Origin of the sequence: Aquaticitalea lipolytica (assembly GCF_014641635.1) — a bacterium.
Taxonomy (GTDB): Bacteria; Bacteroidota; Bacteroidia; order Flavobacteriales; family Flavobacteriaceae; genus Aquaticitalea; species Aquaticitalea lipolytica.
Genome location: NZ_BMIC01000001.1, coordinates 1,434,323 through 1,454,370 on the forward strand (window position 1 = coordinate 1,434,323; position 20,048 = coordinate 1,454,370).

Sequence of the window (20,048 nt, forward strand, 5' to 3'; positions counted from 1 at the left end):
TTAGCTAATGTTTTGTGGTAAGCCTGTCTTTAAACTATCTATTATTTTAAATGTTGCTTTAGTCGTTAAACAGATAGACTCAAATGAAATTGGATTCTCTTTTCCTTCTTTTAAAGCTGATAAAAATGCCTCTACTTCTTGTTTATGTCCTTTAGAAGTCGATTTTAATTTTGTGGTTTTATTTCGTTCGTGTATTTCACCCGATCTAAAATCATGAATACGGCCTATTTTACCTCCTCCAAACACTTCAATTAATTCTTTAGGTAATGACTTATCGCCATTAGCTAAATAATTAAGGTTGCCAACGGAGCCGTTTTTAAACTTGACAATAATAGAAATATTATCATCTGCTTTCATTTTGTCGTTAGAAATGTTAATACATTCTGCATAAACTCGGACTGGCTCCGAATCTGTAAAATACTGCATCAAATCAATAAAATGACACATTTCGCCAATAATACGACCTCCTCCAAGCTGTGGGTTTTGTGTCCAATGCTCTTTAGGTATAAATCCTGCATTAACTCTAATGTTAACAAACACAGGTTCTGTTAGATTTTCAAATGCTTTTTTTATGGTTTTAGAAACATCCGCAAATCGTCGATTAAAACCCACCATGAGTTTACTATCTGAGGTCTTGTAAGCAGTTTCGACAGCATCTAGTTCATCTGGTGTCATTGCCAATGGCTTTTCTACAAATACATTTTTATTTGCTTTTAAAGCTTCAATTGTGTATTGAGCATGAGAATTATGTGGAGTTGCAATAAAAACTGTATTGATGTCTTTGTTACACATAACATCTTCTGAATTAGATGATGTATTGTTGAAGCCAAATTTTTGTGCAACGTTTTTTGATGTTATTCCTTTTGTTGTTACAACAGTATCAAGTGAAACGCCTCCAGATTTTACATTAGGTATTAAATAACTTTGGGCGAAACTTCCAGCTCCAATAAAGCCCACATTGATATTTTCAGTTTTATTAGTGTTAATTTTGAATTTAGATGTAATTTTTTCTGAATTACCTTCTGGGTATTTTAATAAAATACCTATTGATGATTCTTCAACTTTCCCTAAAACAATATCATAGGCCTTTTCGGCATCAATAATATCAAAAACATGTGTAGTTAAGGGTTTAAGATTTACACTTCCATTAGAAATCAGTTTTAAAAACGCTTCCATATTTCGTTGCTCTGTCCAACGAACATAAGCATAAGGATAATCATTCCCGTTCTCTTCATAATTAACATCGTATCTCCCTGGACCATATGAGCAAGACATTCTTAAATCCAATTCTTTTCTGAAGAAATGAGGATCGCGAGGAATATCCATTTTTACAGCTCCTACAACAACTATCTTTCCTTTTTTACGAGCAATAACTGCAGATAATTCAATAGGATCGTTTGAAGGAGCTGCTGCTGTTATTATAATGCTATCAAAGCCGTGTCCGTTAGTAAACTCATCTACGCTTGCCAATAAGTTTGAATCGTTTCGTAACATCGCATTATCTGCTGCTGTTTCTTTAGCCAAATCAACTAATCTTGAGGATAAATCAATTCCAAACACATTACAGCCATTAGCTTTTAATAGTTGACATGTAATTTGCCCTAACAAACCTAAGCCAATAACACATACATTATCACCTAAAGTTGGCTCACTTTGCCTTACACCCTGTAGGGCAATAGCTCCAAGAGTTGTATAACTAGCGTCTTCAAAAGATACATTATCAGGTATTTTAGCTACTAAGTTTTGTGGAATAGCAACAATTTCAGAATGTGATGCATAATCTTGCCCAGCACAAGCAACCCTATCACCTACTTGAAACCGATTATTAGTATCCATAGAAGCTATAACTACACCTGAAGTACTATAGCCCAAAGCTTTTAAACTATCTAGTTTTGTTCTTACTTTGTCTAATGTAGCTTTTAACCCTTCTTTTTTGATGTTCTGAAGTACTTGAGCTACTAAATCTGGTCGTTGCTTTGCTTTTCCAATTAAGCTTGCTTTACCTACTTTAACTGTTCCTCTTTCGGTACCTGCGCTAATCAATGAAAATTCATTTTCCACTAATACCATACCTTCTGAAATTGATGGTAATGGCACCTCATCTACATATAACTCTCCTGATTTAAAATTTTGTATAACTTGTTTCATGTATTCTCTATCTTTAAGGAACTAATCTTTAATATAATCTTTGTAGTGGTTATCATAAATGTATGAGATATTGTCATACATCTTCTCTATGTTATATAAGACTCCCCATGTTCTCCCAGAGGAATTAAATTGCCCTGTCCCTACTTCAATAATTTTTTCTGTATTTGGTATTTCTTTTTTAACAACTATAAAGTTTTTATACTTCACTCCTAAAACTTGATTTATTTGATAATCTTTTGCGTTAAAGTCTGTAATTAGTTTCTCAGGATTATTTAAATATGTGATATGCAAATAAAATTGAGTTTCTAAATCTGATTGATCGCCATTGGGTTTAATATAATAAATTATATTATCGTCAATCAATAAATCAAAATTATCATCATGCTTTATAAAATAACCTTGATTAAGCGCGGATTCAAACTCTAATAGAAAACGATTGGTTTTTAAATTATTTAAATATTCATTCTTGTAATTTTTAACTCCATTTTTGAAGCTTTGATTTGACATATATGAGCTCCAAACCCTTCCTTCGTCATTAAACTGTCCAATTAAAATATCATATGTGTCGTTTTTATTTAACAACGGATATTTATAAACAGCTACATTATTAAAATTTTCACTTAAGCTATCGTTAAATATAAAATCTGTAGGATTTATATCTATAGTTGGTGGATTATCTTGGGTACTTTTTAATTCTAAAAAGAAATGATTTGTTTTATCCTCAATATTGGGATTAGGCTTTAAAAGGTATAAGCTATTGTTGTAGGCAACTACATCATAACCATTACTGTTTTTAATAAAGGTCCCATTATACAATGCGTTTTCAATCTCATTATCCTTAAGCATTTTCGTTGATTGCTCTGCTTTATTATCATTGCTATTTGTCTGTTTTGAGTCGTTTTTACATGAAAAGACCAAAACGCAACTCAATATAAATATTAGTTTTTTCATTTTTTATTTAAATTTTTTTGAAACACTCAATAATATATTGGTTTTCATCTTTTGTTCTTGAAGCCAATCTAACAAACTCACCATTTAACCCTATTTTGTCAGAGCAAGTTCTTAAATAAATACCATGATTAATAAGCATATTAAATACGAAATCGTCACTGCTTTCGCCATTTAATATTTCTATTAATGCAAAATTAGCCATGCTTGGGTACACTTTTATTTTTGGTATTTGTTTAAGCTGCTTTATAAACTCTTGTGTTTCTTTGATATATTTAACTCTAACCTGTTCATATTCTTTTAAAAATTCATCTCTTGTATATAGCCTAAAGAAATATTCAGATAGCCCATTAGAATTCCATAAAAAACCATTTAAAAGTAGTTCTTGTACACGTCTTGAATTCATAACAGCATACCCTGCTCTAATACCCGCAATACCGAAATCTTTAGACATACTTTTTACAAGTATCAAATTAGGGAATTTATACACTAAATTGGAAGCTGTTTTTAAATCGTAATATTCGTTTTCATAAGCAAAGTGTATAAAGCTTTCGTCTAATATAAAATTTTTAACGTCTCGTAATTCCCTAAGTAAATGATGCACTTTTTCTGAATCCATGTAACCTCCATTTGGATTGTTCGGATTGATAAGTACAACTGTATCAGGTCGTTCTTTTTTTACAAGCTTTATATAAGCATCTATATCTAATTCGTAATTATTTTCTTTTAATAGTTTATTATAAACAACCTCAACATCATCATTTATAAATTCATAATACGATGAAAAGGTTGGAATATTTATAACAATTTTAGATTTTGTGTAACGTTGAATTACAGTTTGAATAATTTCTATTGCTCCATTCCCAATAAAAATATTATCAGGGTGGATGCCTATAGCACTAGATAAAGATTCTGCAATGACTCTATTTTGCGATGGGTAAAATTCTAACAAATCTCTTAACCCTCCAGTATCTAATAACTCTCTTTTAAAGTATTCCAAAAATAAGTCAGTTGCATACGGGTTTGATAAAAAACAAGCATCAACTTTAACTTTAAGTTCTGGAATAGCTTCTTTTATAGTAAAAATACTTGGTGAGTGCGATCCAGCTTCTTCTTTTAAAAGGCGCAGCTGTCTGATTAGTTCTTCTTTTGTTTGCATTATAATTTTACCTTAGATTCAATAATTTTCACTTTGTCTGTTTGTTTATTTCTTTGTATTTCTTTTACCACATTAATTTGAAGAGGAACATTGCCTAAGCGTTGTATAATTCCTTCTTTCAATTGAAGAAGTTCATTATCATTTAATGGTTGGTTTTCACTTATTTCCATATTTACAGATAAATCTTCTTCTTGAAGAATATAAAACTGTTTGATGTTTTGAAACTTCTCCATTAAATTATAAAAATTTATAGTAGGTATCGCTTCTTTTCCTTCTTTGTATAAAATATCATCTTGCCTTCCTTCAATTCCTTTAAATGGAATGTGCATTGCTCTTCCACATTCACAAGTTATATTTTTTTCATGCAAAGGTATTGCCTTATCATTGGTATGATATCGCAACAAAGGCATTATGTCATTATTTAACGATGTAGCAATGATAGTGTTGTCTGTATCTATCTCACAAATTCCGTAATCGTCATTATTGTGATAATTACCATAAGAACATTGTTGTACTGTAACTGTTCTTTCATTTTGACCATACCAATCTAAAACATCGCATTGCCAATAACTTTCAATTTCATTTCTATATTTGGGCAACATGGTCTCTGACGAAGTTATTATGGTTTGGATTTGAGGTAATTTAATATTGTGCTTTTTTAAAAGCAAAGTTAATATATAAACTGATGAAGGATAACCTTTTAACACCTTTGCTTGAGATTTTTTAAATGTTTTTAAAAAAATTGGCAAGTGTCCATCGTTAATGTGATATGGTGATAAATACCAAAAGTTTCTAATTATATCTCTTTTATGAATTGGTTCGTTTTCTTTTGGGGAAAAGCTTCTTATAACAATAGCAGGCTCTCTTAATCGGTAACTAAACTTTCCGAAAGACCAAGCTCTATATCCCAGAATCACCTCGATAGCATCACTAAAATAGTGCTTTGGAACCTTAAATGGCTTCCCTGATGACCCGGAGGTAGATTTCCATTGCAAATTATTAATGTTTTTATCTTCTCTTATAAAATCTAAAGGGTTTTGCCTAATAATGTCTTTATTTATTAAAGGCAGTTTTTTTAATTCTTGCAAGCTAAAATTATCGAAGTCTATCTCAGATTTATATGGCTTATAGTAAGGTACTTTATTAACTGCTATTGTTAAGATGCGTTTTAGTTTACGTTCTTGGTATAGTTTGATGTCGCTTGCAGATTTGGATTGAAATTTTAAATATTCAGAATATTTTAAATAAGTGTATACTATGTTTGTAAACTTATTTACGACATGGCTTAGTTTCATTTATTAAAAACGTTTTCAAGCTTATAACTTGTATTTCTTTCCTTAAAATTTTTATATAACGGAAATACAAATTTACCTAAATTTCTAACAATTTGTGGTAAATTCAACTTATTTTTAACCTTATAATAGGTTGAAAAATAGTTATTATCTCCACTTTGTTTTTTGAGCCCAAAAATTTGTATGTTCTCTTTATTGCAACTCAATAAGCTTCCTTTTAAATTTTTAGTGTCTAAATTAATTTCACAAACACATTTAAGGATGTCTGAATTGTAATGAGCGTCACTACCTCCCAGAGGAATTAAATGTGGGTGTTTAACAATCTCGTTTTGTGCCGCCTCATTAAAATCGTTGTTGATTTTAGCATTAAAGACCTCAAAAGCGTCACCTAGTTTTATGGCTTCGTTATAAAACGCTGACTGCATAATGCCATCTTTTCTTGCAGGATGCGGGAAATACACTAATCCGTTTTGTAATTTTATTTGTTGAATAACATTTAATGGAGCGTCTGATGGTATAAATTTGTTTATAAATAGCCCAATTATATGTGTGCCATCTGTACACGTTACTTCTTCACCTATAATAACCTCTAAATCTTTTTTATTGTTGTTCTTTAACCATTTTAAAAGTCCAATAGCCCCATCAATTGTGTCATGATCTGTAATAGCAATAATATTTATACCTGCTTGTTTACATTTTGAATAAATAGCTTTATATGAATTATAACCATCAAAACTAGCTGTAGTATGCGTATGAAAATTAGCTCTGTAAGGTTTCATTTAGTATTGAATTTATTGTTTTAATGAAGTTTTCTTCGAATATTTGAAGTGTATATTTTTTATTAAACTCCTTTTTAGATTTAGCTTTTAATGCTTGTACTTTGTCCTTATCTAAAAGGAGGCTCTTTATCGCTTCTGCTAAATCTATTGGTGAATTTTGAGGGACAATTAATCCACAATTATTGATAATTTCCTCAATAGCTCCATTATTTGTAGAAATAACTGCGTTTCCTGATTGCATAGCTTCTAAAAGTACTAATGGAAAACACTCGTTTTTAAAATATGTTGGAAAAACAAAAATATCGGAATCATATAGAGCATGCCATTTTTCATCGCCATATCTTGGGCCAAGTATATTAATTTTTGATGCTGTGTTTTTATTAATCACTATTTCTTTTAATTCTTCAATTGAAATATCTGCTGAATTACCAACTATATTAACTTCATAATTGGATTTTAAGTCTTTTAAAATCACTAATGCGTCAACAAGATCTAAAACACCTTTTGTTTTAACTAAGTTGGACAAGTAAAGAATTTTTATTCTGTCATTTTTAACAGTCTTTATATAACTATTATTGATTTCAATACCATTAGCAAGGTGGTAAATTTTTCCATTAAAAACTTTTCTGATATCGTAATCTAGCGTTTTAGATAAGGTAATTACATAGGTGTTTTTAAAGACAAATTGATAAATTTTCTTCTTTATAAAGCTTTTACTTTCTTCGGCAATTCCTTTTCCATGAAGATGAAAAACAATTTTTTTTCTGAATAACTTAATAATAATTACAAACAATACATCTCTATAAAATGCACCTCCAAATGGCGCTATTGTAAAATAAACAATTTTAGGTTTTATTTTAAAGAGATTGTTTGTCAGTTTAAAACAAAAAGCAATCATCTTAAATATTTTTTTTAGCGAAATTTTACCTATATCATCAACTTTTTCAGCAAAGCTTAAAGGAAGAAAAAAAGCATCAAAAGAAGCGTTTACTTTTTTGCTATCCTTTATGTATTTATTCATCATTGAAGCACCATGAACAGGTGGTGGCAATTGCATTAAAAAAAGAATTTTTACTTTATTATCGAGCATAACGCTTTTTGTGAAAAATTAAAATATATTTACTCATTTGAAAAGTTGCTTCTAATTGAAAAAAACAAAAAATACATTTGTCGCTTTTCTATATAACTCATTTTATTAAATATCTGTTACTATTAAAATATTCAATTGACACAAAAAACACTAGCCAAAATAACATTGCAGAATGGGGAAGTTCCAATACAACATTAAATGAAACCCAAACCATATAACTGAATAGTAATAAAAGTAAAAAAACTTTATTTTTATCAGGTTGAGTCTTAGATGAGTCAATAAAAAAATACTTTACTATATTCTTAATAGGGGTCAATAATAATACTAACGAAATAAAACCTGTATGAAAACATATTGTAAAAAATGAATTATGTGGTGGTGAAACCCATCTTTCTAAATGTCTAGATTGGTCTAAGAATCCGTGAGCACCAATTTTATTAAGTAATTCAAAAGCAAAATCAATGCTCACATATGGCACACCAAACCCTTCTCCTAATAAACCGTAGTTGTTTAAAAAAATAATTTTATTGATCTCTGACCAAAACAATAACCTCCATGAAGCATTGGCGTCTTGAAATTGCGGTAAAAATGTCAAGAACCATATACTTAACACGCCTAATGAAATTGCCGTAATTTTTGCTTTTAGATTCACTCTAATGAGAATATATAAAAGTAGTAGTGAGAACACGGCCAAAAAAAGTGATGCATGCCCTAAAAAAGTCGATAATAATAATGCTGTTGAAAACAATAGCCACTTATAAACTCCTTGCTTAAAAACTAAGGCATAGGCTCCAAAATTTATTAAACCAAACATAACTGCATGTGAGTAATAATTATACCCTTCAAAAAAACTAAAATTATTGAAATCATATATAATTAAATAAAACAAAAACAAAACCTCTAATATAATAGACACTACTCCTATTCTATAAAGAAAAATAATTAATGGCGTTAAATCTGAGTTTTTAATATATTGATTGTAGTATATGTATGCGGCAATTAAATAAAAATACATCATATATTGACGCAGTGACATTGTCTTAAGTTCAGTAGATAGCTGTAAAAAAAACAATGAGTATAATAGGTAAATAATTGAAATAAAAATAAATACAAGAATAGTTGGGAATTTCAGAGTTTTTAAAGGTCTAACTGTAATTGAGTAAACTAAAAAAATAATTAAAACCAAATCATGAAGGTAAAGTGGTCCAAATATTTGAGTTTTCGTGAAAGTCAGTCCAAAGAATATCAACATTAATATATAGATATAAAGTGGGTTAAATTTTGACTTATTAATTTTGATAACCATTTTTAGAAATATTCTTAAGAAAAATCTTTTGAGTTTATTTTGATTTTGAAAATATATAAAATATAGAATAGAACCGTTAAAATAAGTAATAACAATGAAATAGTTTTAATCCCTATCAATAAATAAAGGTAATTAATCACAAAAAGTAAGGTGATTGCTCCAATTGCATAAATACCTCTTGATGCAAAAAATCTAAATTTATTTAAACCCCAACCATGTATAAAAATAGCTATACATTCGCCAATAGAGATTGCTAAATATATATACGATTCATCATTACTGTCTACAAAACTAAATATTAATACCAAACACAAAACTATAATCGCTCCTAAAATAAACCCAAAAGAATATGTTTTATCCTTGTTCTTTAAAAGAAGTTGTAATGGCCCAGCAAATGAAATTGAAGTAAAAAATATAGCGGGTAAAAGGTAAATTAAATTCTTTACAGATTCTTCATAATCTTTGGCAAAAAACTTAATAGAATACTCAGGATAATACACCAGTGCAATTATTACTGTTACAGCGGTAATAATGCCTATTTTATCAACTATTTTTACTAATGAATCGTCTTTTAATTCTTTAAATAAAATTTGTACTAAAAGTCGTTTTATACCAACATAAAAAACATAAATTTTTAACAGTAAATAAGCGTTTGCAACAGCTTTTTCATTGTAGAAATAACTCGCAAACGAAATTACTCCTAAGCCAAAAAACACTAAAGCAAATGAGGCTAAACCAACATTTAAAGATTTAATATATGACTTATAAAAATCTAGTTTTGGTTTTACAAAGTATTGTTGATTATTAAAATATGATGAAAGTAAACCTACAGCTAAATAAATAATTAGAGTAGTTATTATATAGGTTATTTTAATGTAATTATTTTCGAATATAACACTAAAAATGATAAATATTGATAAAATTCCTACTCTTAAAAATGACAAAAAAGCTCCTCGTTCTGGTTCGCCTTTACCATAAAAAGAATAATCTGCATTTAAAGCAATTAAAGGAATTACTACATAAAACAATAAACTATCAAACTCTAACCTTTTAAAAAAAAGATCAACAGCCAAAACACTTATTAATACTAAAAAAGAAAATGTTAGTCTATCCCTCTGGCTATCTAGTAAAATTTGTTTCCATTTATCAGATAAGGCAATGTCTCTAACCGTAACTAATTGAAGTCCTAGCGAAATTATAGCAGTAAACACAACTATTAAAGACTCAAAATTACCAATATCATATACTAAAGATTGATCTAATGTTTTTAGAAACCCAACCGAAACCAATGATATTATTTGAGAAAAACCCGTTAAAAAAGCTACAATGAAAAATTTTTTTATCATCACTATTGTTCTACAAACATATAATTAATCGACTGACTTACTCAGAAAGCGTTTATACTTTAACTCTTTTTTAAAATTAAAAAAACAGATTGAGGATATACTCTTTTAAATTTGTTTTCTGTATGATATTTTATATTCCATTTTAAACAATAAGATAAGTATTTATCAAATAAAACATAGGCTTTATAGGCATAAATAGGTTTAGATAAAAATTTCTGAGTAAACCTTGAAAAAAATGATGATAGTGTAAAACAATAGTTTTCGCTAATTGTTTTAAAATTTAACACTTTGATATTTTTTTTAAGATATTTTATTGGCAATCCTCTTTCGTTTTTTGTCAAACCATACCTAGGGTATCTCCAGTCTCCCATGGACACAATTGGTTCTCTAAGCATAAAAACACCATCGTTGTTCATGGCTCTATGTATTTCTTTCATTACATGTGATACATTAGGAATATGATGTAATACCCCAAAACTAGTAACTAAATCAAAAAAATTGTCCTCAAAAATCAAATCTCCATTAACTTCGGGCTTAACATAGTTTATCTTTTTGTCCTTTATCTTTTGTCCTTGAAGCTTATCTGAGGGTTCTAAAATATATAGGTTTTCTATTCTATCTAAAATTGGTAGAAACTCATGCCCTGTTGCAGAGCCAATACCTAAAACGTTTTTATACGTTTTGCTTTTATCTAAATACTTATAGCCATGCACTTTATTAATATGCTCATACAAGTAAATACCTTTGTCTAACAATTCAAGCTCTCTTGATTCTAGTTTAGAATACCCTTCTTCTTCTTGTTTATACCATTCGGTTATTTTGTTGAGCGAAAAATCATCACCATAAAGTTTTTTGCCACTAAAATAGTCTTCCATCTCTTTACTTATTTATTACTTAATATTCCACAAAAATCCAATACAACTTTATCGCTACCAATGTTTGTGTTTTTAAATTCGTTATGAGCAACTAAAAATGCAATAATGTCAGCTTTTTCAATAGCTTCTTTATAGCCTGTTAGTTTAAATACTTTGTGAGATTCTATATTAGGTTCTACAATAAAATACTCTTCGTTATTAGCGTTTTGTAATACTTTTTGAGCAATGTACTTCGCTGGAGACTCTCTTAAATCGTCAATATTTGGTTTAAACGCTAATCCCATTATTGCAATACTTGGTTTACGACCATGTTTTATTTCAAATTGTAATTTTGCTGTTTGAATTTTTTCAGCGCACCAAAACGATTTATAATTATTTATTTCACGTGCTTTACCAATAATTTGAGACTCCATTGGGTAATCTGATACAATAAAGTATGGGTCTACTGCAATACAATGTCCGCCAACCCCACAACCAGGCTGCAAAATATTAACTCTTGGGTGTTTGTTTGCGAGTTTTATTAACTCCCAAACATTAATGTTAGCTTTATCACATATAAGTGATAGCTCGTTAGCAAATGCAATTTGTACATCTCGCGATGAGTTTTCAACTAATTTACACATTTCTGCTGTTCGTGCATTGGTTTTATGAAGATCGCCTTTTATAAACTGACTATAAAAATCAACTGCTTTTTCAGTAGATGATTCGTTTATTCCTCCAATAACCCTATCATTGTGTACTAATTCGTACATCACATTACCAGGTAAAACCCGTTCTGGACAATAAGCTATACTAAGCTGATTTTGTAATTCTGGTCTTTCAGAATAAATTAACTCCATCATCTTTTCAGTAGTTCCTACTGGTGATGTAGACTCAATTATATATAAATCGTTTGGTTTAAGGAGCGGAATGATTGCTTTTGTTGCTGCTTCAACAAATGAAATGTCTGGCTCGTTTTTAGCTTTAAATGGAGTAGGAACAACTATTAAATATGTATTTGCTTCAACAGGTGTTGTTGAAGCTTTTAAATAACCTTCTTTAACGGCGTTAGCAACTGCATTATCAAGTTCTGGCTCTACTATATGTATTTTCCCAGCATTAATAGTGTCAACGACGTTTGGGTTTATATCTACTCCATGTACATAGGTTTTATTTTGAGCAATTAAAGCTGCCGTTGGCAGCCCAATGTACCCTAATCCTATCATAACAACTTTGGGTTGATTCATTTTTTTAATAATTATTTAATAATTAGTATTACACTAACCTGTAATGCTTTTTATATGGTTTACAATTTTACTACATGCTTTTCCATCTCCATAAGGATTATGCAATCTACTCATATTATTATAAGCATCAGTGTCTTGCAACAATCTTTTTGTTGCGTCAACAATTTTAGTTACGCTTGTGCCCACAAGTAATACTGTACCTGCCTCTACGGCTTCAGGGCGTTCGGTTGTATCTCTCATTACCAAAACTGGTTTTCCTAAACTTGGTGCCTCTTCTTGCACACCACCACTATCTGTAATAATTAAATATGATTTTTCCATCAACCAAACAAATGCAGGATATGATAAAGGCGCTATTAATTTAATGTTGCTAATATCTCCTAATAATTTATATACTGGTTTCTGTACATTAGGATTTAAATGAACTGGGTAAATAATTTGACAGTTTGGATTCTCTGATGCAATTTGCTTTAGTGCTTTACAGATATCTATAAAACCCTGACCGTGGTTTTCTCTTCTGTGTCCTGTTACTAAAATTATTTTTTTGTTTGAATCTATGATGGTTTTAAGCTCATTTGTTTCAATATCTTTAAATTCGGTAGAATTTACTTTTTTTACACTGTAAAGTAATGCGTCTATAACTGTGTTTCCAGTAATTATTACATGCTCTTCTTTTTTGTTTTCGTTTAGTAAGTTTTGCTTTGATGTTGTTGTGGGTGCAAAATGTATGTTTGCTACTACGCCTGTAACAGATCTATTCATTTCTTCAGGAAAAGGAGATTGCATATTAAATGTGCGCAAACCAGCTTCCACATGACAAATTTGAGCACCTGAATAGAATCCTGCTAAACTTGATGCCATTGTTGTAGTTGTATCTCCATGTACAAATACATAGTCTGGTTTAAAATCTTCTAAAACTAATTTTAAATTGGTAATAATATCAGCTGTTAAAGAGTATAGATTTTGATTTGGTTTCATAATATCCAAATCATAATGAGGAGTAATTTCAAAAAATGATAATACTTGGTCTAACATTTCTCTATGTTGAGCTGTTATACAAACTCTAACATTAAAATACTCATCTTGTGATTCAAATTCTTTTACTAGAGGAGCCATTTTAATGGCTTCTGGTCTAGTGCCAAAAACAATAAGTATTCTCTTTTTTTCTGTCATATTATGAACTGTAATCGTATTCGAAATTAAGTTTTTATGGGTTTTAAATCTCGCATATTGGGGTCTCGTGGCAAAAGTACAATAGTTATCGTGTTTAACAAGTTTTATTTAGTTTTTGAATAACGTACCAATCATTTAATTGCTTTAATCCTTCTTCTAATTCAACATTGTGTTTCCAGCCTAACTTATTGATTTTAGAAACGTCAATAAGTTTTTTCATTGTTCCGTCTGGTTTGTTTGAATTAAAAATTAATTCGCCTTTAAACCCTATAATTTCTTTAATGGTTTCTGCCAATTCTTTTATAGAGATGTCTTTTCCTGTGCCAATATTAATATGTGTGTTTCTAATTTCTACTGTGTCTAAACTATACATGTCTTTAAAATCTCTGTTTTGCATTATAAAAACACATGCGTCTGCCATATCTTCAGACCACAAAAAATCTCTTTTTGGTAAACCAGTTCCCCATATTTCAACACTTTTTTTTGATATCCCAAATAAAGACAAATATGCCAATGCTTCTTCAATTGTTTTGTGACTGGTGTTTTTTAAAACTTCTTCTAATTTTTCTTCATAAAGGAGCTTTGCTAAATGCATTTTTCGAATTAATGCTGGTATTACATGCGAAGTCTCTAAATCGAAATTGTCATTTTGGCCATATAAATTAGTTGGCATTACTGAAATGAAATTGGTACCATATTGAAGGTTGTAGCTTTCACACATTTTAATACCTGCTATTTTAGCAATTGAGTAAGGCTCATTGGTATACTCTAAAATATTAGTTAGCAAGTGTTCTTCCTTTATAGGTTGAGGCGCATTTTTTGGGTAAATACATGTACTTCCTAAAAATAAAAGCTTTTTTACCTCATTTAAATAACTGTGATGAATGACATTGCTTTGAATCATCAAGTTTTTATAAATAAATTCTGCTCTGTAGGTGTTATTAGAAACAATACCTCCGACTTTTGCTGCAGCTAAAAAAACATATTCTGGTTTTTCTTTTGAAAAAAAATTAGCCACTTTTTCTTGATTAGTTAAGTCTAATTCTGAATGTGTTTTGGTAATAATATTTGTATATCCTTTAGATTTTAGGCTTTTTAAAATAGCACTACCAACAAGACCTCTGTGACCTGCAATATATATTTTAGCAGTTTTATTCATGGGCTATTCGAAATAGTTTCTAATGTTATATCCTGAATCTTTTAGAAATTGCTCTCTTTTCATTAGCTCCAAATCACTTTTCATCATGTCTTCTACTAATCCTTCTAAATCATATTCTGGGATCCAACCTAGTTTTTTCTTTGCTTTTGATGCGTCTCCTATTAATAAATCGACTTCTGTTGGACGATAATATTTTTTATCTACTGAAACTACTTCTTTTCCAATTTCGACTTGATATTTTTTATTATTACAGGATTTTATATAGCCTTTTTCATTAGAACCCTTTCCTCTAAACTCTAAATCTATTCCTAGATATGAAAAACATAATTTTACTAAATCTCTTACTGTAGTAGTTTTTCCTGTTGCAATTACCCAGTCCTCTGCTTCATTTGCTTGTAAAATCATCCACATTAACTTTATATAATCTTTTGCATGTCCCCAATCTCTTTTTGCATCAAGATTCCCTATATATAATTTTCCCTGTAACCCTAGTGCTATTTTAGTTGCCGCTCTAGTAATTTTTCTTGTTACAAAAGTTTCACCTCTAATAGGAGATTCGTGGTTAAATAAAATTCCATTACAAGCAAATAACCCGTAAGCTTCTCTGTAATTTACAGTAATCCAATACGCGTACATTTTAGCAACAGCATAAGGGCTTCTTGGATAGAATGGGGTTGTTTCAGATTGAGGCACTTCTTGTGCTTTCCCAAATAGTTCTGATGTTGAAGCTTGGTATATTTTTGTTTTCTTTTCTAATCCTAATAGCCTAATAGCTTCTAATATTCTTAAGGTTCCTAAGCCATCTACATTAGCTGTGTATTCGGGCATTTCAAAAGAAACGTGAACATGACTCATTGCCGCTAGGTTATAAATCTCATCTGGTTGTACTTCTTGTATGATTCTTGTAAGATTGGTACTATCGGTTAAATCGCCATAATGAAGAAAGAAGTTTTGGTTTTCTACATGTGGGTCTTGGTATAGATGATCTATTCTGTCTGTATTAAACAATGAAGAACGTCTTTTAATGCCATGGACTTCATAATTCTTTTTTAAAAGAAATTCGCTTAAATAAGCTCCATCTTGACCAGTAACTCCTGTAATTAATGCTACCTTTTTCTGCATTTTCACTGTTTTATATTGTAAAGTTAATTGTTTTAAGTTTTATATCAATATGTTTTAAATTTTATCACTTAAAACAGATTTACTTATTGCTTTTTAATTGGTTAACAACTTTGAGTAGACTTTTTTCCCAATTAGGAATTACTTTAATAAGTTGCTTAGCTCTGTCGTTATTTAAAACACTATAAATTGGCCTAATTGCTTTTGATGGAAAATTTTCTACTGCTTCAATATTACTTTCAGTATTAATAAACTGTAATTCTATTTGCTTAGCAAATTCATACCAAGAGGCTTGACCTAAAGCACTAAAATTATAAAGACCAAATTTTAGGGTTTTACTTTTTATTAAGAAATAGATAAACCCTGATAAGTCAATACAACTAGTAGGTGTTCCTACTTGGGTTGTTACTATTTGTAGCTTCTTTTTTTCTTTAATTTTACTGATTATTGTTTTCACAAAATTTTTACCATAAACAGAATATAGCCATGATGTCCTTATAATAAAATGTGAAGGCAAAATCGCTTCAACATGCTTTTCTCCAGCTAATTTTGACGCTCCGTAAACATTTAATGGATTCGTAAAGTCTTCTTCATTATATGGTTCTTGCTTCTTACCGTCAAAAACAAAATCTGTTGAAATATGAATTAATATGGCGCTATTTAATTTACATACTTCTGCTAAATTTTTAACACCTTCAGAATTAATTTTAAATGCTAAATCCATGTTGGTTTCGGCCTCTTCGACATTAGTGTATGCGGCACAATTAATACAATAATCAAAATTATGTGTGCTAAAATATAACGTTAAGCTATCCTTGTCGCTGATATCTAACTCGTTTTTTGATACAAAATCAAATATTACATTATCAGTATTTTTATTATATAATTCTTTAATTGTTTTGGCTAATTGACTGTTAGCTCCAGTAACTAAAACTTTTGTTTTCATTTGAATAAGGTTTCAAATGTTGGAAGTTCTTTGTCTTTTTCAGAAAGGATGAGTTCTGATATGTTGAATTGCCAATCTATTTTTAGTGTTATATCATTAAAAATGATGCCTCTTTCTGCTGCTTTGTTGTAATAGTTGTCACATTTGTAAGAAAAAATTGTTTGGTCTTCCAAAACTAAAAATCCATGCGCAAAACCTCTCGGAATAAATAATTGTGTTTTGTTTTCAGCAGATAATTCAATTGAGAAATGCTCACCAAACGTTGGCGAGTTCTCTCTAATATCAACGACCACATCTAAAACGCTGCCTTTAATGACTCTAACTAATTTAGCTTGTGCAAATTCATCTTCTTGATAATGAAGCCCTCTTAAAACCCCTTTTGATGAACATGACTCATTATCTTGCACAAATGCTATATTACTATTTGTTAACTCATTAAATTTATTGAGGTTAAATGATTCAAAAAAATAGCCTCTTTGATCGTTAAAAATTTTAGGCTCAATTATATAACACTCTTTTAAATTGGTTTCTTTAACAGTCATTATCTTTTATTAATTAATCCTAAAAGGTTTTTACCATAACCGCTTTTTAGTAATGGTTCTGCTAACTTGATAAATGCTTTTTCATCAATATAGCCCATTTCAAAAGCTGCTGCTTCAATAGAGCCAAGTTTTAACCCTTGACGTTCTTCAATAACCTCAACAAATTGTGATGCTTGCATTAATGATTGAAAAGTTCCTGTATCCAACCAGGCTGTACCTCTATCTAAAATGCTGACACTTAATTTGCCTTGTTTTAGGTATTCTTTATTAACATCTGTTATTTCTAACTCTCCTCTTTGGCTGGGTTTTATACTTTTTGCTATTTTCACAACTGAATTATCATAAAAGTATATTCCTGGAACTGCATAATTTGATTTAGGTGTTTTTGGTTTTTCTTCAATAGAGATAGCGTGCCCATTGTTGTCAAACTCTACAACGCCATAACGCTCTGGATCATGAACTCTATAGGCATAAATAATACCTCCATCTGGATTGTTATTACTTTGCAAAAGTTGTGATAATCCTGAGCCATAAAATATGTTATCGCCCAAAATGAGTGCTACCTTATCGTTCCCAATAAATTTCTCGCCAATTATAAATGCTTCAGCTAATCCTTTTGGTTCTTCTTGAACAGCATAATAAAATTTACAACCATACTTAGCGCCATCACCCAGCAAATCTTTAAAAAGAGGAAGGTCTTTCGGTGTAGATATAATTAGTATTTCCCTTATACCTGAATACATTAAAGTAGACAACGGATAATATATCATTGGCTTATCATAAATAGGCATTAGCTGCTTACTTATTGACAAGGTTAATGGATGTAACCGCGTGCCTGAACCTCCTGCAAGAATGATACCTTTCATTTATTGTTTGTATTTATTGATATACCAATTTACGGTTTTTATTATTCCTGTTTCAAAATTTTCATCTGCCTTCCATCCTAATTCGGTTTCAATTTTAGTTGCGTCAATAGCATACCTAAAATCGTGACCTGGTCTATCTTTAACAAAAGTTATTTGGCTTTTGTAAGATTGCTGTTTTGGTAAAATCTCATCAAGAATTTCACAAATGGCATTTGCAATATATAAATTATTGCGTTCGTTTTTTCCACCAATATTATAAGTTTCCCCTTTAGCGCCTTGATTATAAGCCAAATAAATTCCTTTACAATGATCTAAAACAAACAACCAGTCTCTAATGTTTTTTCCATCGCCATAAATAGGTATTTTCTCATCAGAAATTGCTTTTCTAATTATTGTTGGAATTAATTTTTCATCGTGCTGCTTTGGTCCATAATTATTAGAACAGTTTGTTGTTACAACATTAAGTCCGTAAGTATGAAAATAGCTTCTCACTATAAAATCTGAAGAAGCTTTAGATGCGCTATAAGGACTGTTGGGAGCATAAGCTGTGGTTTCTGTAAAAAAGCCAGTGTCACCTAAAGTGCCATACACTTCGTCTGTCGAAATGTGGTGAAAACGATTATCTTCAAATCCTTTTTTTGGTTGATGTGGTCCATCCATCCAATTATTTTTAGCAACATCAAGTAAATTAAATGTTCCAAAAACATTAGTTTTTATGAATTCATCTGGATGCTTTATAGAATTATCAACATGCGACTCTGCAGCAAAATGTATAACACCTTTAAAATTATATGTTTTAAAGAGCTTTTCAACTAACGGTCTATCACATATATCTCCTTTTACAAAAGTGTATCTATCACTACTTATTTCGTTTAAATTAGAAAGCTCACCTGCATAAGTGAGCTTGTCTAAATTAATAATATGAATATTTTTATTTTGCTCTAAAAGATAAACTATAAAATTTGAGCCTATAAAACCTGCGCCACCAGTTATTAAAACTGTTTCATTATGCTTCATAGTTGTTAACAAATTTTATAGTGTTTATAACCATAAAGATTAAACACAAAAGAAGAAATGAAAGTATAGGAAATATAATTGAGTACTTTTCCCATATACTTGTGTACTTAGCTCCTACATCTTGAAAGCTAGAAACCGTATCAAAAAATTCATCTTGTTCAACCTTTTGTGCCTCAAGCGCACTTAACTCTTTTCTTAATAGAATTTGTTTGTCTAACAACTCAAACTCTCTAGTATTAGTGCGCTCTTGTATAAGTAAACCATCTTTAGTAGGAACAGTTATTCTGCTTCCTGGTTCTGATTTAGACTCTTCTTCTAATACATTGATATAAACCTTTTTTAAAGAATCTACTTCTTTTAACGAGTTTAATATTCGTTGTTTGTCTATAGCTATTAGCGAGTCTCTTTTTTGCATTCTCTTTTTAGAATAAGTATTAGTGAATGTTCCGTTTAATCCTCCTTCAAGAGATCTAAAAATATCCTTTTGGGTAGATTTTACATTAATTTCAAAAACATCACCTGAATAAATACTTCTGTTTTCAATAAACTCATCATAGTCAACTTCTTGAGCTCTAATACTATCTATTGAACTCATAAACTCATCATACTGAATAATACGATCATTTTCTGTTTCTGGACCTGGGTTGATTTCAAACTCTATTATCTCTTTTGCTTCTTCAAGCTGAATGCTGAAAAGTTCTTTTAGTTGATTAAAATCTTTCTCTCTAATCAGTGCATTATAATAGTTCACATTTGTTACTAATTGGTATTTTGAATCAAAATATGGCCTTACTAACATTTGTGAGGTGTAAACTTCTGGCTGGGTTTTTTCTAAAGCAAGCCCTGCTCCTGCTGCTAAAATCATTACTATGGCAATGATCTTGAAGTTTTTTATTATTGCTCTTAAAAGAAATACAATAAAAGTAAGAATACCTTTAAAAATACCTCCAATAAAATTAATAAACCTATTAAACAGCTTACCAATAGCGTTAAACAAAAGACCTAAATCAATTTCTTCAGAATTGTTGTTCTGTGGTAATTCTTTACTCATAATATA

General features: G+C 30.0%; 18 protein-coding genes. All 18 read right to left on the reverse strand.

Annotated features, from left to right (window positions below; genetic code table 11):
- The 18 genes from IEW41_RS06690 to IEW41_RS06775 all read right to left on the reverse strand — a co-directional run bounded on the left by IEW41_RS06690 (window position 1) and on the right by IEW41_RS06775 (window position 20,042).
- On the reverse strand, window positions 1–2,148 hold the full coding sequence (locus IEW41_RS06690) for a bi-domain-containing oxidoreductase (RefSeq protein ID WP_188605520.1): 2,148 nt from the start codon (window positions 2,146–2,148) through the stop codon (window positions 1–3).
- A gap of 21 nt (window positions 2,149–2,169) precedes the next feature.
- Window positions 2,170–3,099 (reverse strand): hypothetical protein, encoded by a 930-nt coding sequence (locus IEW41_RS06695; RefSeq protein ID WP_188605521.1) that lies wholly within the window; start codon window positions 3,097–3,099, stop codon window positions 2,170–2,172.
- 7 nt (window positions 3,100–3,106) lie between these two features.
- Window positions 3,107–4,255, reverse strand: a complete 1,149-nt coding sequence (locus IEW41_RS06700) for a pyridoxal phosphate-dependent aminotransferase (protein WP_229660184.1) — start codon at window positions 4,253–4,255, stop codon at window positions 3,107–3,109.
- Window positions 4,255–5,550 (reverse strand): phenylacetate--CoA ligase family protein, encoded by a 1,296-nt coding sequence (locus IEW41_RS06705; protein WP_188605522.1) that lies wholly within the window; start codon window positions 5,548–5,550, stop codon window positions 4,255–4,257. The genes IEW41_RS06700 and IEW41_RS06705 overlap by 1 nt, the downstream gene beginning before the upstream one ends.
- A complete protein-coding gene (locus IEW41_RS06710) occupies window positions 5,547–6,326 on the reverse strand; it encodes a PHP domain-containing protein (RefSeq protein WP_188605523.1) in 780 nt (259 codons plus the stop codon). The genes IEW41_RS06705 and IEW41_RS06710 overlap by 4 nt, the downstream gene beginning before the upstream one ends.
- Window positions 6,307–7,416, reverse strand: a complete 1,110-nt coding sequence (locus IEW41_RS06715) for a glycosyltransferase family 4 protein (protein ID WP_188605524.1) — start codon at window positions 7,414–7,416, stop codon at window positions 6,307–6,309. Before IEW41_RS06715 ends, IEW41_RS06710 begins: the two co-directional genes overlap by 20 nt.
- 97 nt (window positions 7,417–7,513) lie before the next feature.
- Window positions 7,514–8,452, reverse strand: a complete 939-nt coding sequence (locus tag IEW41_RS06720; RefSeq protein ID WP_188605525.1) for a hypothetical protein — start codon at window positions 8,450–8,452, stop codon at window positions 7,514–7,516.
- Window positions 8,453–8,736: 284 nt separating this feature from the next.
- Window positions 8,737–10,068, reverse strand: a complete 1,332-nt coding sequence (locus tag IEW41_RS06725; protein ID WP_188605526.1) for a hypothetical protein — start codon at window positions 10,066–10,068, stop codon at window positions 8,737–8,739.
- A 59-nt stretch (window positions 10,069–10,127) separates the two neighbouring features.
- Complete coding sequence (locus IEW41_RS06730) at window positions 10,128–10,943, reverse strand: class I SAM-dependent methyltransferase (protein ID WP_188605527.1); 816 nt, start codon at window positions 10,941–10,943, stop codon at window positions 10,128–10,130.
- 8 nt (window positions 10,944–10,951) lie between these two features.
- Window positions 10,952–12,169 carry a UDP-N-acetyl-D-mannosamine dehydrogenase gene (gene wecC / locus IEW41_RS06735; protein WP_188605528.1) on the reverse strand — a complete coding sequence of 406 codons (1,218 nt, stop codon included), beginning with the start codon at window positions 12,167–12,169 and terminating at the stop codon, window positions 10,952–10,954.
- Window positions 12,170–12,202: 33 nt separating this feature from the next.
- Window positions 12,203–13,342, reverse strand: a complete 1,140-nt coding sequence (gene wecB, locus IEW41_RS06740; protein WP_188605529.1) for a non-hydrolyzing UDP-N-acetylglucosamine 2-epimerase — start codon at window positions 13,340–13,342, stop codon at window positions 12,203–12,205.
- A 94-nt stretch (window positions 13,343–13,436) separates the two neighbouring features.
- The gene (locus tag IEW41_RS06745; protein WP_188605530.1) at window positions 13,437–14,501 is read right to left on the reverse strand and encodes a GDP-L-fucose synthase family protein; all 1,065 of its coding nucleotides are present in this window, start codon (window positions 14,499–14,501) and stop codon (window positions 13,437–13,439) included.
- Window positions 14,502–14,504: 3 nt separating this feature from the next.
- Window positions 14,505–15,623 carry a GDP-mannose 4,6-dehydratase gene (gene gmd, locus IEW41_RS06750; protein WP_188605531.1) on the reverse strand — a complete coding sequence of 373 codons (1,119 nt, stop codon included), beginning with the start codon at window positions 15,621–15,623 and terminating at the stop codon, window positions 14,505–14,507.
- A 79-nt stretch (window positions 15,624–15,702) separates the two neighbouring features.
- Entirely contained in the window at window positions 15,703–16,566 is an 864-nt protein-coding gene (rfbD, locus tag IEW41_RS06755; RefSeq protein WP_188605532.1) for a dTDP-4-dehydrorhamnose reductase, read from the reverse strand.
- The gene (gene rfbC / locus IEW41_RS06760; protein WP_188605533.1) at window positions 16,563–17,108 is read right to left on the reverse strand and encodes a dTDP-4-dehydrorhamnose 3,5-epimerase; all 546 of its coding nucleotides are present in this window, start codon (window positions 17,106–17,108) and stop codon (window positions 16,563–16,565) included. The genes rfbD and rfbC overlap by 4 nt, the downstream gene beginning before the upstream one ends.
- The gene (rfbA, locus tag IEW41_RS06765; RefSeq protein ID WP_188605534.1) at window positions 17,108–17,974 is read right to left on the reverse strand and encodes a glucose-1-phosphate thymidylyltransferase RfbA; all 867 of its coding nucleotides are present in this window, start codon (window positions 17,972–17,974) and stop codon (window positions 17,108–17,110) included. Before rfbA ends, rfbC begins: the two co-directional genes overlap by 1 nt.
- Entirely contained in the window at window positions 17,975–18,991 is a 1,017-nt protein-coding gene (gene rfbB / locus IEW41_RS06770; protein WP_188605535.1) for a dTDP-glucose 4,6-dehydratase, read from the reverse strand. It lies immediately after the preceding gene.
- Window positions 18,981–20,042 carry a Wzz/FepE/Etk N-terminal domain-containing protein gene (locus tag IEW41_RS06775; protein ID WP_188605536.1) on the reverse strand — a complete coding sequence of 354 codons (1,062 nt, stop codon included), beginning with the start codon at window positions 20,040–20,042 and terminating at the stop codon, window positions 18,981–18,983. The genes rfbB and IEW41_RS06775 overlap by 11 nt, the downstream gene beginning before the upstream one ends.
- Window positions 20,043–20,048: the final 6 nt, after the last annotated feature.